Source organism: Streptomyces sp. ST2-7A, assembly GCF_021390475.1.
In the GTDB taxonomy this organism is placed as follows: Bacteria; Actinomycetota; Actinomycetes; order Streptomycetales; family Streptomycetaceae; genus Streptomyces.
In genome coordinates this window covers 41,962-68,059 of record NZ_JAJUWS010000023.1, presented here as the reverse complement: position 1 = coordinate 68,059, position 26,098 = coordinate 41,962, and the positions used below count along the sequence as shown (strand labels likewise).

The 26,098-nt window shown below is 71.9% G+C and carries 22 protein-coding genes; 12 read left to right on the top strand and 10 right to left on the bottom strand.

Annotated features, from left to right (window positions below; all coding sequences use genetic code 11):
• Nucleotides 1–41: 41 nt before the first annotated feature.
• The 3 genes from LZF96_RS15445 to LZF96_RS15435 all read right to left on the bottom strand — a co-directional run bounded on the left by LZF96_RS15445 (nt 42) and on the right by LZF96_RS15435 (nt 5,885).
• Nucleotides 42–1,316, bottom strand: coding sequence for an MFS transporter (locus LZF96_RS15445; protein WP_233871957.1), 1,275 nt, complete (start codon nt 1,314–1,316; stop codon nt 42–44).
• A complete protein-coding gene (locus tag LZF96_RS15440; RefSeq protein WP_233871954.1) occupies nt 1,316–3,046 on the bottom strand; it encodes a glycosyltransferase family 87 protein in 1,731 nt (576 codons plus the stop codon). Before LZF96_RS15440 ends, LZF96_RS15445 begins: the two co-directional genes overlap by 1 nt.
• Nucleotides 3,047–3,131: 85 nt before the next feature.
• On the bottom strand, nt 3,132–5,885 hold the full coding sequence (locus LZF96_RS15435; protein WP_233871951.1) for a transglycosylase domain-containing protein: 2,754 nt from the start codon (nt 5,883–5,885) through the stop codon (nt 3,132–3,134).
• A gap of 480 nt (nt 5,886–6,365) precedes the next feature.
• Between LZF96_RS15435 and LZF96_RS15430 the strand changes: the two genes are divergently transcribed.
• Both LZF96_RS15430 and LZF96_RS15425 read left to right on the top strand, forming a co-directional pair.
• Nucleotides 6,366–7,076 (top strand): PadR family transcriptional regulator, encoded by a 711-nt coding sequence (locus LZF96_RS15430; protein ID WP_233871948.1) that lies wholly within the window; start codon nt 6,366–6,368, stop codon nt 7,074–7,076.
• 51 nt (nt 7,077–7,127) lie between these two features.
• Nucleotides 7,128–8,210, top strand: a complete 1,083-nt coding sequence (locus LZF96_RS15425; RefSeq protein WP_233871946.1) for an inositol-3-phosphate synthase — start codon at nt 7,128–7,130, stop codon at nt 8,208–8,210.
• Between the two features lie 125 nt (nt 8,211–8,335).
• Here LZF96_RS15425 and LZF96_RS15420 read toward each other — a convergent pair whose 3' ends face one another.
• From LZF96_RS15420 to LZF96_RS15410, 3 genes are all read right to left on the bottom strand, one after another.
• On the bottom strand, nt 8,336–9,367 hold the full coding sequence (locus LZF96_RS15420; protein ID WP_233871943.1) for an alanine racemase: 1,032 nt from the start codon (nt 9,365–9,367) through the stop codon (nt 8,336–8,338).
• A 253-nt stretch (nt 9,368–9,620) separates the two neighbouring features.
• The gene (locus LZF96_RS15415) at nt 9,621–10,754 is read right to left on the bottom strand and encodes a peptidoglycan bridge formation glycyltransferase FemA/FemB family protein (RefSeq protein WP_233871940.1); all 1,134 of its coding nucleotides are present in this window, start codon (nt 10,752–10,754) and stop codon (nt 9,621–9,623) included.
• Nucleotides 10,755–11,431: 677 nt separating this feature from the next.
• Nucleotides 11,432–11,728: a hypothetical protein gene (locus LZF96_RS15410; protein WP_233871936.1), complete on the bottom strand. Its 297-nt coding sequence runs from the start codon at nt 11,726–11,728 to the stop codon at nt 11,432–11,434.
• Nucleotides 11,729–12,065: 337 nt separating this feature from the next.
• On the opposite strand from LZF96_RS15410, the gene rpsF reads away from it, so the two are divergent.
• From rpsF to rplI, 4 genes are all read left to right on the top strand, one after another.
• The gene (gene rpsF / locus LZF96_RS15405) at nt 12,066–12,356 is read left to right on the top strand and encodes a 30S ribosomal protein S6 (RefSeq protein ID WP_233871933.1); all 291 of its coding nucleotides are present in this window, start codon (nt 12,066–12,068) and stop codon (nt 12,354–12,356) included.
• A gap of 160 nt (nt 12,357–12,516) precedes the next feature.
• Nucleotides 12,517–13,128, top strand: a complete 612-nt coding sequence (locus tag LZF96_RS15400; protein WP_233871930.1) for a single-stranded DNA-binding protein — start codon at nt 12,517–12,519, stop codon at nt 13,126–13,128.
• 42 nt (nt 13,129–13,170) lie between these two features.
• Nucleotides 13,171–13,407, top strand: coding sequence for a 30S ribosomal protein S18 (gene rpsR / locus LZF96_RS15395; RefSeq protein ID WP_233871927.1), 237 nt, complete (start codon nt 13,171–13,173; stop codon nt 13,405–13,407).
• A gap of 16 nt (nt 13,408–13,423) precedes the next feature.
• On the top strand, nt 13,424–13,873 hold the full coding sequence (gene rplI, locus LZF96_RS15390; RefSeq protein WP_233871924.1) for a 50S ribosomal protein L9: 450 nt from the start codon (nt 13,424–13,426) through the stop codon (nt 13,871–13,873).
• A gap of 232 nt (nt 13,874–14,105) precedes the next feature.
• Here rplI and LZF96_RS15385 read toward each other — a convergent pair whose 3' ends face one another.
• Nucleotides 14,106–15,539 carry an MATE family efflux transporter gene (locus tag LZF96_RS15385; RefSeq protein WP_233871921.1) on the bottom strand — a complete coding sequence of 478 codons (1,434 nt, stop codon included), beginning with the start codon at nt 15,537–15,539 and terminating at the stop codon, nt 14,106–14,108.
• Between the two features lie 579 nt (nt 15,540–16,118).
• On the opposite strand from LZF96_RS15385, the gene dnaB reads away from it, so the two are divergent.
• The 4 genes from dnaB to LZF96_RS15365 all read left to right on the top strand — a co-directional run bounded on the left by dnaB (nt 16,119) and on the right by LZF96_RS15365 (nt 20,631).
• On the top strand, nt 16,119–17,558 hold the full coding sequence (dnaB, locus tag LZF96_RS15380) for a replicative DNA helicase (RefSeq protein ID WP_233871918.1): 1,440 nt from the start codon (nt 16,119–16,121) through the stop codon (nt 17,556–17,558).
• 199 nt (nt 17,559–17,757) lie between these two features.
• On the top strand, nt 17,758–19,005 hold the full coding sequence (locus LZF96_RS15375) for an FAD-dependent oxidoreductase (protein ID WP_233871915.1): 1,248 nt from the start codon (nt 17,758–17,760) through the stop codon (nt 19,003–19,005).
• A gap of 196 nt (nt 19,006–19,201) precedes the next feature.
• Nucleotides 19,202–20,098 carry an RNA polymerase sigma-70 factor gene (locus LZF96_RS15370; protein WP_233871912.1) on the top strand — a complete coding sequence of 299 codons (897 nt, stop codon included), beginning with the start codon at nt 19,202–19,204 and terminating at the stop codon, nt 20,096–20,098.
• Nucleotides 20,099–20,301: 203 nt separating this feature from the next.
• Nucleotides 20,302–20,631: a hypothetical protein gene (locus LZF96_RS15365; protein WP_233871909.1), complete on the top strand. Its 330-nt coding sequence runs from the start codon at nt 20,302–20,304 to the stop codon at nt 20,629–20,631.
• 42 nt (nt 20,632–20,673) lie between these two features.
• Here LZF96_RS15365 and LZF96_RS15360 read toward each other — a convergent pair whose 3' ends face one another.
• Entirely contained in the window at nt 20,674–22,068 is a 1,395-nt protein-coding gene (locus LZF96_RS15360; protein ID WP_233871906.1) for an MFS transporter, read from the bottom strand.
• Between the two features lie 516 nt (nt 22,069–22,584).
• Between LZF96_RS15360 and LZF96_RS15355 the strand changes: the two genes are divergently transcribed.
• Together LZF96_RS15355 and LZF96_RS15350 are read left to right on the top strand one after the other, a co-directional pair.
• Nucleotides 22,585–23,046, top strand: a complete 462-nt coding sequence (locus tag LZF96_RS15355) for a MarR family winged helix-turn-helix transcriptional regulator (protein WP_233871903.1) — start codon at nt 22,585–22,587, stop codon at nt 23,044–23,046.
• 356 nt (nt 23,047–23,402) lie between these two features.
• Nucleotides 23,403–24,038, top strand: coding sequence for a helix-turn-helix domain-containing protein (locus LZF96_RS15350; RefSeq protein WP_374203246.1), 636 nt, complete (start codon nt 23,403–23,405; stop codon nt 24,036–24,038).
• On the opposite strand, the gene LZF96_RS15345 is transcribed toward LZF96_RS15350, so the two are convergent.
• Entirely contained in the window at nt 23,986–24,423 is a 438-nt protein-coding gene (locus LZF96_RS15345) for a VOC family protein (protein WP_233872021.1), read from the bottom strand. The two genes, LZF96_RS15350 and LZF96_RS15345, sit on opposite strands and share 53 nt — an antisense overlap.
• Before the next feature lie 157 nt (nt 24,424–24,580).
• Entirely contained in the window at nt 24,581–24,982 is a 402-nt protein-coding gene (locus LZF96_RS15340; protein WP_233871900.1) for a GNAT family N-acetyltransferase, read from the bottom strand.
• Nucleotides 24,983–26,098: the final 1,116 nt, after the last annotated feature.

Here is a 26,098-nt window from a genome sequence, read left to right as displayed (position 1 = left end):
ATGGTGACGCGCGCGGGCTCTCCGCGGGCTCCCCGCCGATCTCAGCCGAGACGGCGGAAGCGGTGCACCGCCACCGCCGTGATCGCGTACAGCAGCGAGACCGCCGCCAGGAGCGGTACGGAGCGACCGTCGGGGGGCAGCATCAGGGCGGCCACCCCCGCGGCTCCCACGAAGGCCACGTTGAACAACATGTCGTAGAGGGAGAAGACCCGACCCCGGAAGCCGTCGTCCACCGTGGACTGCACCACGGTGTCCGTCACGATCTTCGATCCCTGGGTGACCACGCCGAGCACGAAGGAGGCGATGAGGACGGGCACCGGACGGAAGGTCAGCCCCAGTGCCGGCACCAACACGGCCGCGATGGTGGCGCAGACGGCGAACCACCCCAGTCGCCCGAGTCGCTCCACCGCCCACGGAGTGAGCACCGCCGCGACGAAGAAGCCGGCCCCGGAGACCGCGACGACCAGTCCCAGCATCGCCATCCCGGCGCCCACCTCGGCGTCCCCGCCCCAGGCGTGCCGGGCCAGCATCAGGACGGTCACCAGCAGCGCCCCGTAGCAGAAGCGCATCACACCGAGCGCGCCCAGAACGCGTGCCGCCGGGAGGCGGTGGGCGAGGTGTCGCAGGCCGTCGATCAGGCCGCGCACGGTCTCCCGCAGGGCCCGGCGCACCGTCCCCCGGGCCTCCCCCGGCTCGGGGCCGAGCTGATCGCGCCCCAGGGAGAGGGCCGCCATGCCGGCGAGGACGTAGATCATCGAGGCGCAGATCAGCGCGAGGACATCTCCCGTACCCCGGGTGTCCACCACCGCGTGCAGGGCGAATCCGGAGGCACCGCCGATGGTGGCGGCCACCGTCCCGGCGGTCGGCGAGAGGGAGTTGGCGACCACCAGGCGCTCCCGGTCCACCACCCGGGGCAGCGAGGCGGAGAGCCCGGCGAGGATGAAGCGGTTGACCGCCGTGACCATCAGAGCCGAGAGGTAGAACAGCCAGATGGGGGCCCCGCCCAGGACCAGCGTGCAACTGGCGGCGGTGAGGCCGGCGCGCAACAGGTTCCCGTACAGCAGCACCTGACGTCTGCTCAAGCGGTCGAGCAGGACGCCGGCGAAGGGGCCGAGGACCGAGTAGGGGAGCAGGAGAATCGCCATCGCCGCCGCGATGTCGGCCGGGGTCGCCTGTTGCTCCGGGGAGAAGACCACGTAGGTCGCCAGCCCCACCTGGAAGACGCCGTCGGAGAACTGGGAGAACAGACGAACGGCGAGTAGTCGCCGGAAGCCGCGGAACCGCCAGAGGGTCCGCACATCCGCGATGACCGACATCAGGAATCGTTCCGCTCCGACGGCCCGGCGTCCCGGGTGGTCTTCTCGTCGGGCGTGCCGGGCGTGCCGGGCTTTCCGGCCCTTTCGGATTCGGGGCGTTGTTTCACGTGAAACGCGATGCCCGCCGGCGCCGCCGGAGGTTTCCCTCCGCCGCCGTCTCCCGCTCCGGCCCGCTCGAGCACGACCCTTCGGCCGTCCGGCGGGGGAGACGGGATGTGGGGTCGCAAGGCGAATCGGTCCGCCGCGCCGTCCAGCACCCCGCCCGCCGGGTCGTCCGAGCCGTCGGCGCGCACCGGATCCCGATCCGGTCGCAGGGTATCCCGCAGCACCACCAGGCACAGGTACGCGGTGGCGGCCAGGTGCAGGGCGATGGCGAAGTGGTAGCCGCCCCGGGGCAGGCCCGGCTCCCCGGTGGTCTGTGCCAGATACATCCAGATCGCCAGGAAGTACAACACCTCGGCGGACTGCCAGATCAGCAGGTCCCGCCACCGTGGTCGGGCCAGGACGGCCAGCGGAATCAACCACAGAACGTACTGGGGTGAGTACACCTTGTTGAAGAGGATGAAGATCGCCACCGCCAGGAAGACCAGTTGTGGCAGGCGCGGACGGCGGGGGGCCACGAAGGTCACCACCACCAGGACCGCCCAGCCCGCCAGGGTCGCCCCGGTGGCCAGCAGGTTCACCCGCTCGGTGCCGAGGGAGAGGTCGGTGCGCTGGACCAGTAGCAACCAGAGCGAACCGAAGTCGACGGAGCGTTCCCGGCTGAAGGTGTAGAAGGTCGCCCATCCCTCCCGGGCCACCACCATCACCGGCAGGTTGACCGCCGTCCAGGAGAGCAGGGCACCACAGCAGGCGGCGAGGAGGGGACGGAACCGGCCCGCACGCAGACACAGCAACAGCAGCGGCCCCAGCACGAGCACCGGGTACAGCTTGGCGGCGGTCGCCAGACCGATCAGCACGCCCGCCGCGAACGGCCGACCACGGGACCACAGCAGCAGGGCGACCATCAACAGGGCGCCGGCGAAGAGGTCCCAGTTGATGGTGGCGGTGAGGGCCAGCGCGGGGGAGAGCGCCACCATCAGGCCGTCCAGTGGACGGCGGGGGTGGATCCGGGAGACGCACAGCGCGATCACCACGGCGCAGATCATCAGCAGGCCCGCGTTCACCGACCAGTAGTACTGCTCGGGGCGGTAGGTCTGCGCACCGCCGGGGGTGAGCCAGGCCGTCACCTCCATGAACGCGCCGGTCAGGACGGGGTACTCGAGGAACTCCATCCCCGCCCCCAACTCCTCGGGGATGCGGTCGAGGTAGGGGATCAGACCGTCCGCGAAGCCGCGCGCCCGGTACAGGTGGGGGATGTCCGAGTAGCAGGCGGCGGTGTACTGGGTGGCCGCGCCGTGGAACCAGCCGGTGGTCCAGCAGGGCAGCTTCTGCACCATGCCGAGCGCGAACATCCCGATCGAGGTCAGGGCCACCACCCGCAGGGGCGTCCACCAGCCGACGCCGACCCCGGCGTGTCGGCCGCGCGGACCCCCGATCAGCTCGCTGCCGGCCTCGGCCACCGGGTCCCGCCCGGCGTCCCCGGATCTCCCGCGAGGCGCGGACCGGCCCGCTCCCCGGCCCGCCGCCCGGCCCGCCGCGTCCACCACCCGGCCCGCCCGGGCCGGCTCCTCCGGCGCCCCGGCACGCGGAAGGGGCCGTGCGGAGGACGGCGGGTCGCTGTGCACCATGACCCACATCCTGCCGCACGGCCCCTCGCCGGGCGATCAGGACCGCGGTCCGGCCCGGCCGGGCCGCGGTTCCCCGGGTACCGGACTAGCCGGTGCCCCCGCTGTTGCGGCCCAGGATCGCTCCCTGGCCGCCGCTCGGTTGATCGGTGGTTCCCTCGTCGGCGCCGCTGTCGTCACCGGTCTCGCCGACGGTCTCCCCACCGCCGTCGGCGCCGGTTTCCCCGCCGGTGACGTTGCCGCCACCACCGTTGTTGCCGCCACCGCCGTTGTTGTTGCCGCCGGTCCACCAGCCGCCGTTGCCCTGGTTGTCACCGTCGGAGGGCTCCGGCTCGGGCTCCGGCTCGGGCTCGGGCTCCGGCTCGGGCTCCGGCTCCGGCTCGGGCTCCGGTTCCTCGGTCTCCTCGACCTCCTCGACCTCCTCGATGGTCTCGACGGGGGTGGGCTCCGGGCTGCGGGCGCCGGCGCCGTACCAGACCTCACCGATGTCGCGGGCCTCGGGGAAGGCGGTCTTCTCGTCGTCCTTGGTGGCTTCCTTCATGAAGCTCACCCACACGTCGGCCGGGAAGCCGGAGCCGTGGACCTTCGGCACGCCACCGGTGCCCTGCATGGACATGAAGCGGCGGTCCGGATCGCCCGATTCCAGCTCCTGCGGGTAGCGGAACATGCCGACCGCGGTGGACAGATGCGGGGTGTACCCCACGAACCAGGCGCTGACGTTGTCATCGGTGGTGCCGGTCTTGGCCGCCACCGGACGTCCCAGCTCCTGTGCCGGCTTGCCGGTGCCGTTCTCCACGACGTCCGCCAGGACATTGGTGACGTTGTCGGCGACGGCGGTGTCGAAGACCCGCTTGAGCGTGGTCTCGTGCTCGTAGAGGACGCCGTCCTTGTCCTCCACCCGGGTCACCGAGTAGGGCTCGGCCTGCTCGCCGCTGGCGGCGAAGGTGGCGTAGCCGTCGGCCATCCGGATGGCGCTGGGGGTGGAGACACCCAGGGCGAAGGAGGGGACGCTGTCGTTGTGGGGGCCGAGGCTGCCCTCGCGCAGACCGGCGTCGATGGCGGCCCGGGCCACCCGGTTGATGCCGATGTCCATCGCCAGCTGCACGAAGGGGGAGTTGGCCGAGACCTCCATGGCCCGGCGCAGGGTGATCTCACCCTCCTCGTTGCCCTCGAAGTTGTTCTGGCGCAGCTCCACGTCCTCGCCGGTGTCCGGGTCCTCGCCCTTCCAGACCTCACCGTTCCAGTACTCGATGAGGAGCCCGTTCTCGCTGTTGTAGACGCTCTCCGGGGAGAGCGGGGTGCGGGCGTCGTCGGGCTGGTCGGCCGGCTTGAGCGGGTCGCGGACACCGTCGCGCAGCGCCGCCGCCAACACGAACGGCTTGAAGGTCGAACCGACCTGTACGTCCTCGCGGTTGGCGTTGTTGACGAAGTGCTCGGTGGCCGAGACACCGCCGTACAGGGCGACGATCGCGCCGTCCTTCGGCACCACCGCGGCGCCGCCGAACTGCACGTAGCGGTCGGCCTCCCGCTCCTCGGGGTCGAAGTTCTCCATGACCTCCTTGACCGCGTCCTCCATCTCCTTCATCTTCTGGCGGTCGAAGGTGGTGTGGATCTGGTAGCCGCCGCGGGCGAGGTCCTCGACGGTCAGGATCTCGTTGGCGGTGATGTAGCCGTCGACGAGGTCGGTCAGGTAGCCGATCTGGCCCGCCTTCTCGGTGGCGGTGCGCGGCGGCTTGGGCATCGGGAACTCGTTGTACTCCCGGCGCTCCGACGTGTCGAGGGTGCCCACCTCGACGCGTCGGTCCAGCACCCAGGCCCACCGGTCGGCGGCCCGCTCCAGGTTCTCCTGCGCGGCGCCCTCGCCCCGGGTGCCACCGGCCGGGTCGTAGTAGTCCGGGCCCTTGAGCAGGGTGGTCATGAACGCGGCCTCGCTCGGGTCGAGCTTCTCCGCGTCCTTGCCGTAGTAGGCGTGGGAGGCGGCCTGGATGCCGTAGGCGCCGCGTCCGAAGTAGGCGGTGTTGAGGTACCCCTCGAGGATGTCGTCCTTCTCCATCTGGGTCCCCACCTTGACGGAGATCATCAGCTCCTTGAACTTGCGCTCGAGGGTCTGCTCCTGGGTGAGGAAGTTGTTCTTGACGAACTGCTGGGTGATGGTCGAACCGGACTGGGTGTTGCCGCCGCGGGCCATGTTGACCACCGCGCGGGCGATGCCCACCGGGTCAACACCGCTGTCGTCGCGGAAGGTGTGGTTCTCGGCGACGATCACCGCCTCCTGCAGATGCGTCGGCATCTGCTCCAGCGGGATGTTCTGCCGGTTGAACTCACCGCCACCGGCGACCACCATCTGGGTGCCGTCGGCCCAGTGGTAGACGTTCTTCTGCTGCTTGGCCGCGATGTTCTGGTCGGGGACATCGACCATCGCGTAGGCCAGGCCGACCATGCCGAGCATCATGCCGCAGCAGGCGACCGCGGCGGCGAGCCACTGCTTCCAGGACGGGATCCAGCGCCACGCGCCGTACTTCCCCGCCCGGGGGTAGTCGATCAGGCGCTTCTTCTCCGGCATCTCGGGGGCCCGTCGGCGCCCGGAGCGGCCGGCGGGCAGGGCCGCGGCGGCGCCTCCGGCACCCAGTGCGGCGGCACCTCCGGCGGCGCGCCGACGACCGCCGCCCTGCGGGGCGCGGCGGGACCCGGCGCGGCCGCCCGGCGGGCCCTCCGGGCCTTCGTTGCCGAAGGCCGACGTTTCCCCCCGGTGTCCACCGGGCGGCGGGGCGGCCCGGCGGCCGGAGGATCCCGCGGCGCGGCGGCCGCGCGACTGCGGCGGCTTGCGACGGTGCTCGCTCATGGGACAGCTTCTCCTAGGACGGACACAGACGTCTGGGACCGGCGGTATCCGTCGCCGCCGGCCACTCCACTCCCCCGATGTGTGCTTCAGCCAACGGCTCAGGGCACACGACACCACGGAGGAGGACGCTTCCGCGCGCCCCGTGGTTCCCGGCTGCCCCGCATGTGTGCTGCACGGCACCAGCGTACGCAGGGAGGGAACATGCCTTTCGCGCGCATTTCCGGCATAGGAGACAACGTGTGTGCGGGGAATCCCGGATGTGATCCCCTTCACCCTCCCGTCGCCCCCGTTTCTTCTTGCCGTACCCTCCGCGGCGTTCTATCGTTCAGATGTATCGACTCGATACATCGGGTCGGTACACCACCCCTCGCGGGCGGGCAGTGGAAGGGGATCGATGATCGATCGATCGCCCCGGCATCGGTACGGAACACGGCATGAACGGGCACGACGGCGCTATGCGGACGGAGGTGGCGACTCTCCATGAGCAGGCGCTCCGGCGTGCTGGAGTTCGCCGTTCTCGGCCTGCTCCGCGAAGCCCCGATGCACGGCTACGAACTGCGCAAGCGACTGAACACCTCCCTCGGCGTCTTCCGTGCCTTCAGCTACGGCTCCCTCTACCCGTGTCTGAAAACGCTGGTGGGGCAGGGATGGTTGACCGAGGAATCGGGCCACGGCCCGGAGGAACCGGTCGCAGCCCCGCTCACCGGACGTCGGGCGCGGATCGTCTACCGTCTCACCGCCGAGGGCAAGGAGCGCTTCGAGGAGTTGCTCGCCCAGACCGGGCCCGACTCCTGGGAGGACGAGCACTTCGGCGTGCGCTTCGCCTTCTTCGGACAGACCTCCCGCGATGTGCGGATGCGCGTCCTGGAGGGGCGTCGCAGCCGGCTGGAGGAACGGCTGGACCGTATGCGGGCCTCGCTGGCCCGCACCCGCGAGAAGTTGGACGACTACACCCTCGAGTTGCAGCGCCACGGAATGGAATCCGTGGAGCGCGAGGTCCGCTGGCTCAACGAGCTGATCGAGAGCGAGCGGGAAGGACGCGACCGACGGGGGCGTCGTCCGACGTCCGGTGAGTCGGGGGCCGACGAGACCTCCGCCTCCGCCACCCCGTCATCGCCGGGAGAACCGGACGGCCCGCCCCGGGAACGGGGCGACGCCGGACCGGATCCCTCCGAGGACACCACCACCTGAAACCCCGCGAGGACGCGGGGAATCGTCGAGAACATTTAGGGAGCAACCGGAATGGGTTCGGTTCGCGTAGCCATCGCCGGCGTGGGCAACTGCGCCGCCTCGCTGGTACAGGGCGTCGAGTACTACAAGGACGCTGCCCCGGACAGCAAGGTCCCGGGCCTGATGCACGTCCGGTTCGGCGAGTACCACGTCGGGGACATCGAGTTCGTCGCCGCCTTCGACGTCGACGCCAAGAAGGTCGGCATCGACCTGGCCGACGCCATCGGCGCCAGTGAGAACAACACCATCAAGATCTGTGACGTCCCGCCGACCGGTGTGAACGTCCAGCGCGGCGAGACCCGCGACGGCCTGGGCCGCTACTACCGCGAGACCATCGTCGAGTCCGACGAGCCCGCGGTGGACGTGACGCAGGTGCTCCGCGAGACCCGCGCCGACGTGCTGGTCTGCTACATGCCGGTGGGTTCCGAGGACGCCGCCAAGTACTACGCGCAGTGCGCCCTGGACGCGGGCGTGGCCTTCGTCAACGCGCTGCCCGTCTTCATCGCCGGCACCAAGGAGTGGGCGGACAAGTTCACCGCCGCCGGTGTGCCGATCATCGGTGACGACATCAAGTCGCAGGTGGGCGCGACCATCACCCACCGCGTGATGGCCAAGCTGTTCGAGGACCGGGGCGTCATCCTGGACCGCACCATGCAGCTGAACGTCGGCGGCAACATGGACTTCAAGAACATGCTGGAGCGCGACCGGCTGGAGTCCAAGAAGATCTCCAAGACGCAGGCCGTCACCTCCCAGATCCCCGACCGCGACATGGGCGAGAAGAACGTCCACATCGGCCCGTCCGACTACGTGGCCTGGCTGGACGACCGCAAGTGGGCCTACGTCCGCCTGGAGGGTCGCGCCTTCGGTGACGCCCCGCTGAACCTGGAGTACAAGCTGGAGGTCTGGGACTCCCCCAACTCCGCCGGCGTGATCATCGACGCCCTGCGCGCCGCGAAGATCGCCAAGGACCGGGGCATCGGTGGCCCGATCCTCTCCGCGTCCTCCTACTTCATGAAGTCCCCGCCGGTGCAGTACTTCGACGACGTGGCCCGCGACGAGGTCGAGAAGTTCATCCGGGGCGAGATCGACAGCTGATCGACGACCCGGTCGGCGGCCGATCGGCCGCCGTGTGACGCGGGGCCCGCCACCGTCTCCGCGGTCGGGATCCGTCGGGGCGCGGGGGAGGGCCGGGCGGGCCCCCGGAACCCCCGGTGCGGTCCTCAGCTCTCCACGACCCTGTCGTACTGGGTGGTGGTGTGCCGCAGGATCGCCCGCATCTCGTCCCCCACCTGCGGCCCGGCGGCCTCACCGGGCACGAAGAGGATCGACACCTGCATGTGCGGCGGCTCCGCGAACCACCGCTGCTTGCCGTCCCACACGAACGGCGAGAGGTTGCGGTTCACCGTCGCCAGGCCCGCCCGCGCGACCCCCTTGGCCCGGGAGGTCATGCCGTGCAGCGCCTTGGGCGCCTCCAGCCCCACCCCGTGCGAGGTGCCACCGGAGACGACCGCCAACCAGCCGTCCCCCGGCGCCTTCTGCTGCCGGTAGCCGAAGCGGTCGCCCTTGGCCACCGGAGTGACGTCCAGCACGGTGCCCCGGTAGTCCGTCGCCTCGTGGTCGCCCAGCCACAGCCGGGTCCCGACCCGGGCCCGGAAGCGGGTCTGCGGGAACTGCTGCCGCAGACGGGCCAACTCCTCACCGCTGAGATGGCTGACGAACATCGTCTCCAGCGGCAGCCGGGCGGACCGCAGTCGGTCGATCCAGCCGATGACCTCCTCCACGGCGTCCGTGCCGTCGGTGCGGTCCAGCGGGAGGTGGATCGCGAAGCCCTCCAGGCGCACGTCCTCCAGGGCGGCCCGCAGCTTGCCCAACTCGCCGGGGGTCACGCCGTGCCGGCGCATGGAGCTCATCACCTCGACGACGACCCGCGAGCCGACCAGCCCGTACACGCCGTCCACCGAGGAGGCGGAGCGCACCACGCGGTCCGGCAGCGGCACGGGTTCCTCGTTGCGACGGTACGGAGTCAGCACGAGGATGTCACCGCTGAACAACTCGCGCATGCGGGCCGCCTCGTAGGTGGTGCCGACCGCGATCATCGGCAGGTCCAGCAGCGAGACCTCCTCGGCCAACCGCTCGTGGCCGAAGCCGTAGCCGTTGCCCTTGCAGACCGGGACGAGATCCGGGAAGTCGACCAGCACGGACCGCTGGTGCGCACGCCAGCGGTCGGTGTCGACGTACAGGGTGAGCGCCATGGCGGAGGAACACCTTTCTGCGGCGGGGCCGCACGGGCGGGTCGGTGACCCGGGACGGATCGGCTGGACGACGGGACCCGCGGCGACGCGGGGTGGTGCACGGGGCGCCGGTGGTGGGGCCCGGCGTTCGCGGTCCGTCTCCCACCGGTCCGTCTCCCCCGGACCGTCCCCCGCCCCTCCGCGTCCCGGTGGGGACGGGACGGCCGGGCGGGTGGTGGGCGACGGAATCCGCGCGGGGCCGGGGACCGACGGCTCAGCGCCGCGACATGTAGATGTCGAGCGCCTTGTGCAACAGCTTATTGAGCGGGAAGTCCCACTCGCCCAGATACTCGGCGGCTTCTCCCCCGGTGCCGACCTTGAACTGAATCAGACCGAACAGGTGGTCGGACTCGTCGAGGATGTCACCGATGCCCCGGAGGTCGTAGGTGTGGGCACCCATGGCGTGGGCGTCGCGCAGCATCTGCCACTGCATGGCGTTGGAGGGCCGCACCTCCCGCTTGTGGTTGGCGGAGGCGCCGTAGGAGTACCAGATGTGCCCGCCGACCACGAGCATGGTCGCCGCGGCCACCGCCTCGCCCTCGTGACGGGCGATGTACAGCCGCATCCGGTCCTCCTCCACGGGGGAGGTGGTCTCGGCGTTCAACGCGCGCCACATGAGCTGGAAGTACGACAGCGGGCGGGGGCGGAAGCGGTCGCGTTCGGCCGTGATCTCGTACAGCCGCTGCCACTCCTCCAGGTCCTCGTAGCCGGCCCGCTCGACGACCACGCCCGCCTTCTCGGCCTTCTTGATGTTGCGTCGCCACAGCTGGTTGAAGTCCTTGTGGATCTCCTCCAGGGAGCGGTCGCGCAGCGGGATCTGGAAGACGTAGCGCGGCTGCACGTCACCGAAGCCCGCGCCCTCGTCCTCGCCCTGCTGCCAGCCCATCCGGCGCAGCCGGTCGGCGACCTCGAAGGCGCGCGGCTCCAGTTGGGTGGCCTCCACGTCGCGCAGCCGCTTGACCTCGGGGTCCTGGATGCCGGCCTTGATCGCCTTGGCGTCCCAGCGGCGGATCACGACCGGCGGGCCCATCTTCACGGAGAAGGCGCCCTGCTGCTTGAGGTGGGCCAGCATGGGGCGCAGCCACTCCTCCAGGTTCGGGGCGAACCAGTTGATGACCGGGCCCTCGGGCAGATAGGCGAGGTACCGCTTGACCTTGGGCAACTGCCGGTAGAGCACCAGCCCGACGCCGACCAGCCGGTCGTTGCCGTCGAACCAGCCCAGCGACTCCGAGCGCCATTCCGACTTCACGTCGCCCCAGGCCGGCACCTGCATGTGGCTGGCCGAGGGCAGCGAGCGGATGTACGCCAGATGCTGCTCGCGGCTGATGGTCCTCAGGGTCGGGCTCATGTCGGGGCGCTCCTCCGGCGGGCACTTCGCAGGGTCTGGCCGGAAGCCTACTCGGCGGGGATTGGGCCGAGGTGGCCCTCCGGGGGCCTCACCGGGACCGGAAGGTGCGGGAAGGGCGTCGGAGGAGCACGGGGAGAGGTGATGGGGTCGGGTGCCGGGAGGACCGGGGAGCGCGGGGGAGGAATGTGTGCGCCGTCACCCTTCCGGCGCGCCCGGTGTGCCCCACACGCGCTCCGTGCGCGCTCCGTGGCGCACGGCGTGGCGCCGGCGCCCGCCAGGAGGCCGGTGGCGCGGTGGTGGGGTCGCCGGCGTGTGATGCGCGGGGTTCACCTCCCGGCCGGGCACGGGGCCCTCCGGAATGGTGGGGCGGCCACGGCGGGTTCACTTCCCCACCGTCCCGTGATCGGGGTCCGGCAGTGGGCGCACGGCGCGGATCCGATGCCGGCGTGCGGGGCCCGGTGCCGTCCGGGACGGTGGCACGGGGTGGTGGGGTGCCCGGTGTGCGGGGCGATGGATCGTTTCCCCGCCCGGGGCCGGCCGGAGCCCGCCGCCCGGGGGCGGGCGTACCGCGGGGGGAACGGGGCGGCGGGACGCGCCGAGCCGGGCGGCCCCGGGCGGGACGCGCCCCGGGGCCGGGTGCGCCCCCGGAGGGGGGCTCCCCCGGAGGGCCGGGCGGTTCAGGACAGGAACCCGCCGTTGACGATCCCGAGGTACAGCCCGAGGGCGGAACCGCCCATCCCGATGACGAGCAGGAAGCGCTCACCGGTGGTCGCGGAGACCATCTGTCCCCAGCCGCCCACCACGACACCGACCAGTCCCACCCACGAGGCGAGGGCGTGGAGGCCGGTGAAGAAGCCGCTGAGGACCGCGACGAGCCCCAGGGCGAGGGTCACGAAGGCGAGCGCGTTCTCCCGGGGATGGGCGCGGCCGTCGGTGTTGAGCAGCGACAACGGGCTGCGCTGGGCATGGGCCATGACGCACCTCCTGGCGTGTGCCGGTACCCACGAGTGTGGCGGCTTCTGCCCGGATTTCAACCGGACGGCCGCGACGGGTAGGCTGTGGTGTCCGCATCGTGTCGGTGTCCGTTCGACACTCCCCGGCACCGCGCGTCCCGTCCCCGGCTCGATCCCGAGCCGTTCGGTGCGCTCGGAGCGCCGGCGTCCCGCTCCCGATCGTCGTCGCCCCCCCGGGGGGCGGTCGCGTCGGTGGGGCTCCGGGGGAGGGTCGGCGCCCGGGCGCGGCGCGGGACGCGTGAGAACCTCCTGCCACGGAACGTCCGTGGCCGTCGAGTCCGAAGGAGGTGGGTTCCACATGCGCCACTACGAGGTGATGATCATCCTCGACTCCGAGCTGGAGGAGCGCTCCATCGCCCCCCTGATCGAGAGCTTCGCCACCGTGATCCGCGAGGGCAACGGGAAGGTCGAGAAGGTGGACACCTGGGGTCGCCGCCGCCTGGCCTACGAGATCGACAAGAAGCCCGAGGGCTTCTACGCGGTGCTCGACATCCAGGCCGAGCCGGCCGTGGTCAAGGAGATGGACCGTCAGATGAATCTGAACGAGTCCGTGCTCCGCACCAAGGTGCTCCGCCCCGCCACCCACTGAGCCCCGGCTCCTCCCGGGCCCGGGCCGTGCTCCGCGACGAACCGCTCACGCGTCGGATGTCCTGCCGGACATCCCCGCCGGACAGTGGATCACCGCGGGTGTCACAGGCCCCTGTCATCATCGCAGCACCAGCAGTTAGCACCCGCCGAGAGGTTCCCCCATGGCAGGCGAGACCGTCATCACGGTCGTCGGCAATCTCGTCGACGACCCCGAGCTGCGCTTCACCCCCTCCGGTGCGGCGGTCGCGAAGTTTCGTGTCGCGTCCACCCCCCGCATCTTCGACCGGCAGACCAGTGAGTGGCGGGACGGCGAGAGCCTCTTCCTCACCTGCTCGGTCTGGCGACAGGCGGCCGAGAACGTCGCCGAGTCCCTCACCAAGGGCACCCGGGTCATCGTTCAGGGCCGGCTGAAGCAGCGTAGCTACGAGGACCGCGAGGGCATCAAGCGGACGGTCTTCGAGCTGGAGGTCGACGAGGTCGGTCCCAGCCTGCGCAACGCCACGACCAAGGTCACCAAGACCGCCGGTCGCGGTGGCGGCCAGGGTGGTGGCCAGGGTGGTGGCTACGGCGGCGGCCAGGGCGGCTGGGGCGGAAGCCCCGGCGGTCAGGGCGGCGGCGGTCGCCAGGACGGTCCGGCCGACGACCCGTGGGCGACCTCGGGTCCGTCCGGCGGTGGCCAGGGTGGCGGCGCTGGTGGCGGCTGGGGCGGAGGCCCCGGTGGCGGCTCGGGCGGTGGCTCGGGCGGTGGTTACTCGGACGAGCCCCCCTTCTGACGGGCTCCCCCAAGCTTCCTGATCTTTTAACGGAGAGACACCATGGCGAAGCCGCCTGTGCGCAAGCCGAAGAAGAAGGTTTGCGCGTTCTGCAAGGAGAAAATCTCCTACGTCGACTACAAGGACACGAACCTGCTGCGGAAGTTCATTTCCGACCGTGGCAAGATCCGTGCCCGCCGGGTGACCGGCAACTGCACCCAGCACCAGCGGGACGTCGCCACGGCCGTGAAGAACAGCCGTGAGATGGCTCTGCTGCCCTACACCTCCACCGCGCGCTGAGAAAGGGTGACGAGACATGAAGATCATCCTGACCAGTGAGGTCCCCGGCCTCGGTGCCGCCGGCGATGTCGTCGAGGTGAAGGACGGCTACGCCCGCAACTTCCTGCTGCCCCGCGGGGTGGCCATCCGGTGGACCCGCGGCGGCCAGAAGGACGTCGACCAGCTCCGCCGGGCCCGCAAGATCCGTGAGATCGCCACCATCGAGCAGGCCAACGAGGTCAAGGGCCGGATCGAGGGTGTCAAGGTTCGTCTGCGCGTTCGCGCCGGCGAGGGCGGTCGCCTCTTCGGTTCCGTCACCCCGGCCGACATCGCCTCCGCGGTGAAGAACGCCGGTGGTCCGGACATCGACAAGCGCCGCATCGAGCTCGGCCGGCCGATCAAGAGCCTGGGTACCCACCAGGTCTCGGTTCGCCTGCACCCCGAGGTCGTGGCCAACGTCGGCCTGGAGGTCGACGCCTCCAAGTGACGCCCCCGGGCGTCCGCCCCGATCCGCCCGCGTGGCGATCGTGGCGCGGCGGGGTCGGCCCGGCGCCGGCCCGTGACGATTCGAGCGGTCCGGGGGACATCCGTGTGATGTCCCCCGGACCGCTTCGTCGTGTCCGGGGGCGGGGAGTCCGAGGCCTCCGTGCCGCCCGGCGGCCCGGAACGGGGCGGGTCGATGTGCCGGAGGTCCACCGGGTCCCGCCGGACTCCCGTCCTCAGCGGGCGCGGACCGCGCCGGTGACCATCCAGCGTCCGGCCCGCACCCGCAGACCCAGGGTCACCATCCGGGTGATCATCATCAGCCCCGCCACCATCCACCACAGACCGGCCACGCCCCACCCGAGCACCGGCACCAACAGGGCCGCGGGAGCGAAGACGACGAGGGTCACCAGCATCGCCCCCGCCAGGTAGGGGCCGTCCCCGGCGCCCATCAACACCCCGTCGAGGACGAAGACCACCCCGGCGATCGGCTGGGTGACCGCCACGATCAGCAGCACCGGGAGCAACGCCCGGTGCACCTCCGGGTCGGGGCTGAAGATCCGTACGATCAGCGGGCTGCCCGCGGCGATCAGGACGCCGAGCACCACTCCGGAACCGATCCCCCAGCGCACCATGCGGGCGCACATCGCCCGGGCCCCGGCCGCGTCGTCCGCGCCCAGCAGGCGGCCGATGATGGCCTGCCCGGCGATGGCGATGGCGTCCAGCGCGAAGGCGGTCAGGGTCCAGATGGTGAGGGCCACCTGGTGGGAGGCGATGGAGACGTCGCCCAGCCGGGCGGCGACGCCGGTCGCGATGAGCAGTACCGCCCGCAGCGAGAGGGTGCGGATCAACAGTGGGGTGCCGGCCCGGGCGCAGGCCCGGATGCCCGCCGCGTCCGGGCGCAGCGGGGCGCCGTGTCGGCGGGCGCCGCGCACCACCACGGTCAGGTACACCGCCGCCATGCCCACCTGGGCGATGACGGTGCCCCAGGCCGAGCCGGCGATGTCGAGGCCGACGCCGTATATCAACAGGGCGTTGAGCGCGGCGTTGGCCGTGAAACCACCGATGGCGACGTACAACGGGGTGCGGGTGTCCTGTAGTCCGCGCAACACCCCGGTGGCGGCGAGCACGATCAACATGGCGGGAATGCCGAGCGCGCTGATCCGCAGGTAGGTCACCGCGTGCGGGGTGGCCTCGGCGGAGGTGCCGAGGAGGTCGACCAGGGCCGGGGCGCCGGGGATCAGCGCGGCGGCCACGGCCAGGCCGATGAACAGCGCCAGCCAGATCCCGTCCACGCCCTGGCGGAGGGCGGCGGGCAGATCGCCGGCGCCGAGACGGCGCGCGACGGCGGCGGTGGTGGCGTAGGCGAGGAAGACGAAGATGTTGACGCCGGTGGTCAGCAGCGCGGCGGAGACACCGAGGCCGGCGAGGCGGTCGGTGCCGAGGTGACCGACCATGGCGCTGTCGACGAGGAGGAAGAGGGGTTCGGCGACCAACGCGCCGAAGGCGGGCAGCGCGAGGGCGAGGATCTCCCGGTCGTACCGGCGGGCGATCCGTCGTCGGGTGGCGCGGGAGGATTCCCCGTCGGGCGTGGTGACCGCGTTCTTCCCGGTCGGGGCCCCGGCGGGCTCGCCGGGGGGCGCGGACCGACGCGCGGGGGGTGGGCTCATGCGATGATCCAAGCATCCACAGGTAATGGATGCAATGGTTTTGTGACCCTTACCTCTGTGTGGGAGGGGCGTGAACCGCTCTCCCGTCCGGCGCGCGCGGGGCATGGTCCGCGAACTTTTTTCGACAGTCTCGGGTCGGTGTCGAAGGTCATCGCATCACCGCAGGTCAGCACAGGTTTTCTGATTATCTTTCGGGAGAATCCACAATGTCATCCCCTGAGAGGTCCACAGAAAACGGGGGTTCTTCCACAGTGTCCGGGGCGCTGTCCACAGGCGTTGCCCCCAGCCTGTGGATAACCGGTTTGGCGGGCACCGCCGGAGCACGTACCGTGGGGCGCCCGCAGGTCTGTCCCGGGTCCCCCGACGACGGCGGACGCGGCCCCCGAACGGTGCCTGTCGGTGCCGTGGCGTACAACTGTGGACAGCGACGGAACGAACCGTCGGATCACCGGATCACCGGCGCGGCGGGTTCATCGCGATCACTCCGGGTCGGCCCGCGTCGATCACGTTCAGCATGTTCCGACGGGTGACGGGCCGCGGGCCCGCGGCCCGGTGAGCCGGGAGGGAGGGCGGGCCCGCATGGCGGATCTGGAGTACGCCGAGGGCGAGTGGGCCGAGAGCGCGCCCCCGGCACCCCGGCGCGGAGGTACCGGCTCCCCCCGCTGGGAGGACGGCTCCGAGGAGCGGGCGGCCTTCGAGCGGCTCCCGCCCCAGGACCTCGACGCCGAGCAGTCCGTGCTGGGCGGCATGTTGCTGTCCAAGGACGCCATCGCCGACGTGGTCGAGGCCATCAAGGGCCACGATTTCTACAAGCCCGCCCACGAGACGGTCTACACGGCGATCCTCGACCTCTACGCCCGGGGCGAGCCCGCCGACCCCATCACGGTCGCCAACGAACTGACCAAGCGCGGCGAGTTGGCCAAGATCGGTGGCGCCGGTTACCTGCACTCGCTGGTGCAGACCGTGCCCACGGCCGCCAACGCCGAGTACTACGCCGAGATCGTCCACGACCGCGCGGTGTTGCGCCGCCTGGTGCAGGCCGGTACCCGCATCACTCAGATGGGGTACGCCGCCGATGGCGACGTGGACGACATCGTCAACTCCGCGCAGGCCGAGATCTACGCCGTCACCGAGCAGCGCACGGCGGAGGACTTCCTGCCGCTCGGCGACATCATGGAGGGCGCTCTCGACGAGATCGAGGCGATCAGCAACCGCAGCGGCGAGATGACCGGTGTGCCCACCGGGTTCACCGACCTCGACGCGCTGACCAACGGCCTGCACCCCGGCCAGATGATCGTCATCGCCGCTCGTCCCGCGATGGGTAAGTCGACCCTCGCCCTGGATTTCGCGCGCGCCTGCTCGATCAAGCACAATCTGCCCAGCGTGATCTTCTCCCTGGAGATGGGGCGCAACGAGATCGCCATGCGCCTGCTCTCCGCCGAGGCCCGGGTCGCCCTGCACCACATGCGCTCGGGCAGCATGACCGACGAGGACTGGAACCGCGTCGCCCGGCAGATGGCCGAGGTCAACGAGGCCCCGCTGTTCATCGACGACTCGCCCAACCTGAGCATGATGGAGATCCGCGCCAAGTGCCGCCGATTGAAGCAGCGGCACGACCTGCGCCTGGTCGTCATCGACTACCTCCAGCTCATGCAGAGCGGCGGGTCCCGGCGCCCGGAGTCCCGGCAGCAGGAGGTCTCGGAGATGTCCCGAAACCTCAAGCTGCTGGCCAAGGAGCTGGAGCTCCCGGTCATCGCGCTGTCCCAGCTCAACCGTGGCCCGGAGCAGCGCACCGACAAGAAGCCGATGGTCTCCGACCTGCGGGAGTCGGGCTCCATCGAGCAGGACGCCGACATGGTGATCCTGCTCCACCGCGAGGACGCCTACGAGAAGGAGTCCCCGCGTGCCGGTGAGGCCGACCTGATCGTCGCCAAGCACCGCAACGGCCCCACCGCCACCATCACCGTTGCCTTCCAGGGCCACTACTCCCGCTTCGTCAACATGGAGGGCGGCTTCTAGCGCCGCCGTGTCGCCCCGCGAGGAGTGGCAGCGCGCCCGCACATCGATGGACACGATGCCGGGGTGGCCCTCCCACGGCGACGCCGGGGCCCCGGGTCCGGCATCGGGAGTGATCCGCGTCACATTATGGTGTGCGGGTGTCACAAGAATCGATTTCGCGGTGTCTTCGGGGCGACCATCCGGCACCGAAGGAGACATCGTGCGCGAGAGAAGCACCGGGAGAAGCACCGGCGGAACCACGGGGAAGAGCACCGGGAAAACCGATGTGATCGTGATCGGCGGCGGATACGCGGGCGTCCTGGCGGCCAACCGCCTGACGCGACGCGACGACGTGGCCGTGACGCTGATCAATCCGCGCCCGACCTTCGTCGAGCGGATCCGCCTGCACCAACTGGTGGCCGGCACCGACGACGCGGTCGTGGAGTACCGGGACATCCTGGCCGGCGACGTCCGGCTGGTCGTCGACACCGTGACCCGGATCAACGCCCCCGGGCGGGAGGTGGGGCTCGCGGCCGGCGGCACGCTCGGCTACGACCATCTGATCTACGCGGTGGGCAGTGGCAGTGCCGAGCCGAGGGTGCCCGGGGCCGCCGAGTTCGCCCACCCGATCGCCGGGTTGGAGGAGGCCGAGCGGCTGCGGGCGGCCCTCGACGCCACCCCCGCCACGGCACCGGTGACGGTGGTCGGGGCCGGTCCGACCGGCATCGAGACCGCCGCCGAACTGGCGGAGGGCGGCCGGGCCGTGACCCTGGTGTGCGGCCGGGTACTCGGCCCGTACCTGCACCCCCGGGTGCGCCGCTCGGTGACCAAGCGGCTGGTCACGCTCGGGGTGACCGTGATCGAGGGCCCCGGGGCGACGGTGACCGAGGTGACCCACGAGGCCGTGCGACTCGACGACGGCCGCGAGCTGCCGAGCGGGGTGACCGTGTGGACCGTCGGCTTCGGGGTACCGGACCTGGCCGCGCGCAGCGGGTTGAGCACCGACACCCTCGGCCGGCTGCTCACGGACGAGACGTTGACGAGCGTGGACGACCCGCGCATCGTCGCGGCCGGCGATTCGGCCGCGCCCTCCGATCTGCCGTTTCGGATGAGCTGCCAGGCCGCGGTTCAGCTGGGTCCGCAAGCCGCCGACACGGTAGTCAGTCGGATCGCGGGCGAGCACCCCGAGCCGCTCGGGGTGGCGTTCGCCGGCCAGTGCATCAGCCTGGGTCGTGGTGTCGGTGTCTTCCAATTCGCCCGTCGCGACGACACCGCCAACAGATTCCATCTCGGCGGCCGCGCCGGCGCGAAGCTCAAGGAGTTCATCTGCGGGCACACCGTCAAACAATTGGCGGACGAGGCGGCCGAACCCGGTTCGCGCGCCCGGAGGTTCACGGACGCCGGGCGCCGACGGCTGCTGCGGGCCGGGGAAGGCGGGACACCGGCGACCGCCGAGCGCGCGGTGTAGCCGTCCCACCCGGGTAACCGTGGCCGTTCCGGTCGATCGGTACGTTGCCCGGCTCGCCGTCGTGCGGGTGTCGCCCCGATGCGGGGCGCCGCGGCACGGCGATCCGGGAAAAGAATCCGGCCGTGGACGCACGGCTCGAGACCGCCGACGGCAGAGGCCGGGCGCGGGGAAGACGCGAGAAAAAGAGGTTGGGGCCATGAGCGAGCACGTCACCGACGCGGCGACCGAGGTGTTCGTCGCCCACCGGAACCTGCTCTTCACCGTCGCGTACGAGATGCTCGGATCGGCGGCCGACGCGGAGGACGTCCTCCAGGAAACCTGGCTTCGATGGTCCGGGGTGGACCTGGAGCAGGTGCGCGACCGGCGCGCCTACCTGATCCGCGTCACGACCCGGCAGTCGCTCAACCGGCTGCGCACCATGAGCCGTCGCAAGGAGACGTATGTCGGCCCCTGGCTGCCCGAGCCGATGCTGACCGCGCCGGATGTCGCCCGGGACGTGGAGCTCGCCGAGAGCGTGTCGATGGCGATGATGCTCGTCCTGGAGACGCTGTCACCGACCGAGCGCGCCGTTTTCGTGCTCCGCGAGGTCTTCGAGGTGAGCTACGACGAGATCGCGGCCGCCGTCGACAAGACCCCCGTGGCCGTTCGCCGGATCGCGTCCCGCGCCCGTGGGCACGTCGACGCCCGCCGCCCCCGCCGGGCGGTCCCGCCGGGTGAGGCCAGGGCGGTTCTGGAGTCGTTCCGGCGCGCGATCGAAACCGGGAACCTGCAGGGACTCCTGGACGTGCTCGCCCCCGAGGTCGTCCTGGTGACCGACGGAGGCGGCATCAGGCAGGCCGCGCTGCGACCGATCATCGGCGCCGACAAGGTCGTTCGCTACCTGGGCGGCGGTCTCGGCAGGAACGAACTCCCGGTCACCGTCATTCCCACCGTGGTCAATGGCAATCCGGCTCTCCTGATGTGCCTGGACGGGGAGATCGACGGAGTTCTGGCGGCCCGTGTCGAGGAGGCCCGCGTCACCGGCCTCTACTACGTGCGCAATCCGGAGAAGCTGCGCCGCGTCGAGTCGGAGACCCCGCTCACCCTGCGGTGATTCCCGGCCGACACGGAGCGCGCCGCCGGACCTCCGGTGACCCGCACCCCGCTCCCCGTGTCGCCGGCGACACGGGGAGCGGGGTGCGGGTCACCGGGCTCATAGCGGGGGCGCGCCGTCACCCCTCGGGTGAGGTGCCGGCCCGGAGTCGGGGTGAGTGTTCGGCCGACGCCCGGGCCGGGAGCGGTTGGCATGATGGCGTGGTGACGACGTGGATGCGCTGCCACTGGGCGGAGGGGGACCTGCTGTTCCTCTTCGAAGTGGGAGACGACGGCGGGGTTCGCCGGCAGGTGGAACTCAGGGGGCCCGACCGGATCCCCGTGACGGCCGCGGACTCGGAGGAGTGGGAGGTGGCGTGGCGTGCCGGAACCGCCGCGGCGTATGTCGCCGGGTACGGGGAAACCACGGAGCTTCCCGTCTCGGAGTGGGAGGGGCACGAACCGGAGTGGTTGACGGTCGAGGAATTCGAGCGGGTGTGGCGGGAGGCTCGGCGGGAGCTCGCCCGGCGGGCCTCCCGCGCCGGGGAGGGGTGACGCCCGTCGGGCAACCGGGGTCGGTCGGCGGCGTGCGATGTTTCACGTGAAACGGCGTCCGGATCGGGAGAGGCCGAACACCAGGAGCGCGGTCGCCACGAGCACGCCGGCCGTCGCGACCCCGGCGATCCCGTAGCCGTGCATGACGCCGGTGACGGAATCGTCCCCGGCCGCCGCCGCGGCGGCCAACGCCCCCGGGCCGGCCACCCCGAGTGCCGAGCCGACCTGCATGGAGATCATGACGAGAGCCCCGGCCACGGCGGTGTCCGGTCCGGCGTTCCGGGTCGCCGTGCTGTTGGCGGTCACCAGTACGGCCGCGCCGCCGAGGCCGAACAGGGCGAAGATCGGCAGGATGTGGGTGGGGTAGGGGCTGTCCGGGCCGAGAGCCGGGAGGAGCGCGAGCCCGGCCCCCGTGAGCAGGAGGCCGGGGATGAGGAGTCGGTGCGGCGGCACCCGCTCCAACAGGCGGCGCAGGTACCGGACGCCGATGATCATGGCCAGGGGATAGGGCAGGAAGGCGAGCCCGGTCCGCAGCGGATCGAGGCCCCGGGCGTCCTGGAGGGCGAAGGTGAGGAGGAAGAACCCCGCGAAGGTGCCCAGCGCCATGGCGAACACCGACAGGTAGGAGACGAGCCGCGCGCGGTCCGCGAAGAGCCGGAGCGGAAGCAGTGGGTGGGATGACCGCCGCTGAACCCGGACGAAGGCGGCCAGCAGGGTGATGCCGAGGACGAGGGAGAGGGGTGTCAGTGGATCGTCCCAGCCCGCGGTGCCCGCGCGGCCGCATCCGTGTACCAAGGCGATCAGTCCGGCGGTGCCGAGCAGGGCACCCGGTACATCCAGCCGCCTCCGGTCGCCCGGCGCGTCGGCGCGCACGGTCAACAGGACGCCGGCGATCGCGATCAGCGCGATGGGAACCGCCGCCAGGAGACTCCAGCGCCACCCCGCCCATGCGGTGAGGGTGCCCCCGAGCACCATCCCCACGGCGGAGCTCGATCCCATGATCGTGCCGTAGATCCCGAAGGCCCGGGCGCGATCCACCGGGACGGTGAAGGTCGTGCCGAGGAGGGCCAGGACCGATGGAGTGTAGAGGGCGCCGAAGGCCCCCTGGAGCCCCCGGGCGGCGATGAGTGTCCCCGGGTCCCGGGCGAGACCGGCCAGGAGTGAGGCGGCGGTGAAGCCCCCGAGTCCGACCAGGAGACAGGTGCGGCGTCCGAGGATCGGCGAGAGCCGACCGCCGAGCAGGAGCAGCCCGGCGTATGCGAGGGCGAAGGCGGTGATCGGCCAGTGACGGGTGCCGTCCCCGAGGCCGAGGTCGGGCTGGATCGATGGCAGGGCGATGTGCAGGACGGTGGCGTCGGCGGCGATCATCAGTTGGCCGACGGCCACGGCGACCAGGGCCCACCAGCGACGTGCGCCGAGATCGCCCCCGGTCCTCACCCCGGTACCCGCGCCGGTTCCGGTCCCGGCGCCTGCGGACGTTCCGATCCGGGTCCCGATCCGGATCCCGGCACCGGCGTGCGTTCCGGCCCCGGTAGCCGGCCCCCTCCCGGTACTCGTTCCCGTTCCGCCTCCGGCTGCGGAACGGGCGCCTGTCCCCGCGTCGGCGCCGGGTGTCGGGATCGACGCCGGTGGCGTCATCGGTGGGACGGAGGGGTGGTGGGTGGGGACCGGACCGGATGGGAGGTCCGGGGTGGAAGCCGGATCGGCGGGGTGAAGGGGCACGGGGACTCCTCGGGATGGTGCCGCCCCGGTACGCGGCGGAGACGAGGTGGTGGCGCCCGGGCGGGGGCGTCGGCGCGGTCCGGGCTCGGCGGGCTCGGCGGAGGTGGCAGGTGTGACGGGGGCGAGACGGGCTACCGCTTGACAAAGTTGGTCATTCCAATATTGGCCCTACCAACATACATATCGTGGGTCGGACCAACAAGTGGGAAAGCGCGGCGGTAGGCTCGCCCCATGACCACCCCGGCGGACGACCGCGCCCCCGAGCGACTGCGCACCACCCCCAGTTGGCTGCTGACCCGACTGTCCGACCACGCCGCCCACCTGGCCCGTGACGCCTTCGCCGCCGCCGGCGCCGGTCGCTACCACTACGCCCTGCTCGTCGCTCTCGAGGAGGGCGGTCCCGCCAGTCAGGCGGCCCTCGGCCGTCGCTGCGGCATCGACCGCAGCGACGTCGTCGCCGCCCTCAACGAACTGGTCGAACGCGGCCACGCGGAACGCCGCCCCGACCCCACCGACCGCCGACGCAACGTCGTCACCGTCACCCCCGCCGGTCGTGAACAGGCGCGACGCACCGGAAAGGCGCTGGACGAGGTGCAGGATCGCCTGCTCGCCCCCCTCGCCTCCGAGGATCGGGATCGGTTCGCCGACCTCCTCACCCGCCTGCTGCGCCACCACGCGCCGGGCCGCCTCTGATGTCCCGCCGGGCGCTCCCGTCCGCACCGGCCCGGCCCCGTAACCGACGGGCCCCCACCCCGGTGCCGGGACGGGGAGTGTCGGAGCGGGAGGAACGCCCCTCGCCCGACACCCACGGGGCGGCCCCGCGTCCCACCGGCCCCGGAGGCGGGACGCGGCCGGCTCCCCCGGCCCGCCCCGCGTCGGCCCGTGGATGGGCGCGGGCGGAGTGTCCATCCGGTGCCGACCCGGAGCACCCGGGGAAACCGGATGAACCCGGCGCCGATCCCGCCGGGCCCCCGGCGACGGATCACGGTTACCGCGAGCGCCCCGCACCCGCCGTCGGTGGCACCCTGTGGAGCCGACCGCCCCGCCCGGTGTCCGGTACCGCCCGCGTCCTCCCCGACGGCTGCATGGACCTGCTGTGGAGCGAGGGCCGCCTGCTGGTCGCCGGCCCCGACACCCGGGCCCATCTCGCGCACGATCCACCCGGCCGTGACTGGCTGGGGTTGCGGTTCCCGCCCGGTACCGCTCCCCTCGTCCTCGGGGTACCGGCGGTCGAACTCCGTGACGCCCGGATCCCCCTGACGGAGCTGTGGCCCGCCGCCGAGGTGCGTGAACTGGAGGACCGACTGGCCCACGCCGCGACACCCGGCGCGGTACTGGAGGAACACGCGGCGGTCCGGCTGCGCGCCGCTCCCCCGGTCGATCCCCGGTTGCGGGCGGTGGCGCGGGCCGCGGCCCGCCCGGGGTTGGGCGTGGCCGAACTCGCCGAGCGGTTGGGGCTCGGCGAGCGCCGGCTGCACCGCCACTGCCTGGCGGCCTTCGGTTACGGCCCCCGGACCCTGCACCGGGTGCTGCGGATGCGCCGCGCCCTGGTGATGATCGACGCCGGCCGGACCTTCGCCGAGGCGGCCCACCTGGCCGGCTACGCCGACCAACCACACCTGTCGCGCGAGATCAGGACACTGGCGGGGGTTCCGTTGCGGGAGCTTCGTCGGACGCCTCCGTGAGCGGGGCGAACAGGTCCACGGGGATGTCGTCCGGGTCCCGCACCACGGCGTACCGCTGGCCCCAGGGCGCGTCCCACGGGGCCCGCTCGGCGGCGGCGGGACGCTCGGAGGTCAGCTCCGCGTACAGCGCGTCCACGCCGGCCGGGGTCCCGCAGTGGAAGGCCAGGACCATGCGGGGGCTGCCGGTCGGCGGGGTCCACCCCGGGGCGAGGGAGCGCATCGACTCCTCGGTGTCCCAGGCGATCCGCGGGCCACCGGGCAGCGTCGCCTCCACGTGCGGGCCCTCGGCGTCCACGGGGACGTCGATGCCCAGTCGGCGGTAGAAGGCCAGGGAGGCGCGCAGGTCGGCGGTCACGAACCCCACCATGTCGACGCGCGGGGTCACGGCGGGCACGGAGCGGCTGGAGGACGGGCCGAAGGAGGTGTCGGGCGAGGTACTGGATGAGGTGCTCATGCGGCGAGGGTAGGCGGGTGGGCGCCACCGGTCTTGAAGGTTTCGGACACCCGGGGCCCCGTGTCCCGGTGCGGCCCCGGGGGCCGGCTCACAGCGGGAGCTTGAAGCCCACGTGGGAGGGGACGAAGCCCAGCCGTTCGTAGAAACGGTGCGCGTCCTCCCGGGCGGCGTCCGAGGTCAACTGCACCATCGCGCATCCCCGGCGCCGGGCCTCCGCGATCGCCCACTCCACCAACCGGGTGCCGAGGCCGGACCCGCGCTCCGAGGCGTGCACCCGCACCGCCTCGATCAGGGCCCGGTCGGAGCCACACCGGGACAACCCCGGGATCACGGTCAGTTGGAGGGTGCCGACGACCTTCCCGTCCGCCTCCCGCTCCGCGACGAGCAGGGACTGGGCCGGGTCGGCGGCGATCCGCTCGAAGGCATCCCGGTAGGGGGCGGGGTCGTCGGGATTCTCGCGGCGGGCGCCCAGCGGGTCGTCGGCGAGCATGGCGACGATCGCCGGGAGGTCCTCCGCCCGGGCGCGACGCGGACGGACACCCGCCCCGTCCCCGCCGGGTGACGGTCGTGACGACGACCGCGGTGAGGGCGACGGGGGTGGGACCGGTGAGGTACGCGGGGGTTGGGTCATTCGCTCCGCTCCGGGTGTTCGGCGTCCTCGACATCCTCCCGCGGTGGTTGGTCGGAGTCCACCCGGATGGTGTCGGAGCCGTCCCCCTTCTCTTCCGGATGCATCGTGTGGACGGTGTCCCGGGGCAGCCGTCGTCCGGCCGGTCGACCTCCACGCTCCGGGTCTCGACGACCCGCGGCGTCACGCCGGCCGCGTCGATGACCTCCTCCGGGCGCAGCGTCTCCGCGCAGCCGTGGTCGATCCCGAGGAGGTCGTCGATCGCGCTGGTCTCGACAGCTCCCACCACTTCGCCCATCTCGCCGCCGGCCGGCTCCTGGACGGTGGTGAGGGGACCGGTGCCCGGCGCTCCCCCGCCCTCCCCGACCCGGGCGTCCTCCCGGCCGCCGATGTCCCCCGAGCCATCCGCCTGCGGTGGTTCCACGCGCTCTCCCCGTGTCGTCGCCTGCGTGAGCAGGGTGGGACGGTGCGCCGGCGCCCGGGGGAGTGGGAGGGGAACGTTGCCGGGCGCGGATCGGTTCGTGACGATCCGGGTGCACGGCCGGGCGCCGTACCGGAGGGGTGGGGCGCCCGAGGTGTACCGGACGGGTGAATGGAGGGGCCCGTGGAGCGGGTGTGGACGGGGGTATGAACGAGGGTGTGGACATTGAATGACGGATCGTCATATAAGTTGCGTGGATTGTAAGTTGAGTCAAGTTGAATCCACCATCGGTCTGGCGTTGGGTAATCGGGTGATGTGAGGATGTGTGCGGCACGACGGACCACCTCCCGCCGAGGTGCGCGTCGGAGCCGCCCGTACCCCGAAGTGCGCGGTCCCGTCCCTCCGTCGGGGCGCCGGATCACCGCCCCCTTCACCCGCCCGCCGCCGGACGGTGCCGCGGCACCCCCCGGGGTGTGCCCGCGCCGGGTGGGCGCCGTACGGCGCGGTGTGCGGCGGATCCGTCGTGGTGCGCGCCGACGCACACCGTCGACGCGGTA

Bases quoted from the DNA above. Each gene is read 5' to 3' on its own strand.
- LZF96_RS15430 (WP_233871948.1), top strand. From the start codon at position 6,366: ATGAGCAGGCGCTCCGGCGTGCTGGAGTTCGCCGTTCTCGGCCTGCTC.
- LZF96_RS15410 (WP_233871936.1), bottom strand. From the start codon at position 11,728: ATGGCCCATGCCCAGCGCAGCCCGTTGTCGCTGCTCAACACCGACGGC.
- LZF96_RS15340 (WP_233871900.1), bottom strand. From the start codon at position 24,982: ATGCTCGCCGACGACCCGCTGGGCGCCCGCCGCGAGAATCCCGACGAC.
- rplI (WP_233871924.1), top strand. From the start codon at position 13,424: ATGAAGATCATCCTGACCAGTGAGGTCCCCGGCCTCGGTGCCGCCGGC.
- LZF96_RS15355 (WP_233871903.1), top strand. From the start codon at position 22,585: ATGACCACCCCGGCGGACGACCGCGCCCCCGAGCGACTGCGCACCACC.
- LZF96_RS15445 (WP_233871957.1), bottom strand. From the start codon at position 1,316: ATGTCGGTCATCGCGGATGTGCGGACCCTCTGGCGGTTCCGCGGCTTC.
- rpsF (WP_233871933.1), top strand. From the start codon at position 12,066: ATGCGCCACTACGAGGTGATGATCATCCTCGACTCCGAGCTGGAGGAG.
- dnaB (WP_233871918.1), top strand. From the start codon at position 16,119: ATGGCGGATCTGGAGTACGCCGAGGGCGAGTGGGCCGAGAGCGCGCCC.
- LZF96_RS15435 (WP_233871951.1), bottom strand. From the start codon at position 5,885: ATGAGCGAGCACCGTCGCAAGCCGCCGCAGTCGCGCGGCCGCCGCGCC.
- LZF96_RS15420 (WP_233871943.1), bottom strand. From the start codon at position 9,367: ATGGCGCTCACCCTGTACGTCGACACCGACCGCTGGCGTGCGCACCAG.
- LZF96_RS15385 (WP_233871921.1), bottom strand. From the start codon at position 15,539: ATGAGCCCACCCCCCGCGCGTCGGTCCGCGCCCCCCGGCGAGCCCGCC.
- LZF96_RS15440 (WP_233871954.1), bottom strand. From the start codon at position 3,046: ATGGTGCACAGCGACCCGCCGTCCTCCGCACGGCCCCTTCCGCGTGCC.
- LZF96_RS15400 (WP_233871930.1), top strand. From the start codon at position 12,517: ATGGCAGGCGAGACCGTCATCACGGTCGTCGGCAATCTCGTCGACGAC.
- rpsR (WP_233871927.1), top strand. From the start codon at position 13,171: ATGGCGAAGCCGCCTGTGCGCAAGCCGAAGAAGAAGGTTTGCGCGTTC.
- LZF96_RS15370 (WP_233871912.1), top strand. From the start codon at position 19,202: ATGAGCGAGCACGTCACCGACGCGGCGACCGAGGTGTTCGTCGCCCAC.
- LZF96_RS15425 (WP_233871946.1), top strand. From the start codon at position 7,128: ATGGGTTCGGTTCGCGTAGCCATCGCCGGCGTGGGCAACTGCGCCGCC.
- LZF96_RS15415 (WP_233871940.1), bottom strand. From the start codon at position 10,754: ATGAGCCCGACCCTGAGGACCATCAGCCGCGAGCAGCATCTGGCGTAC.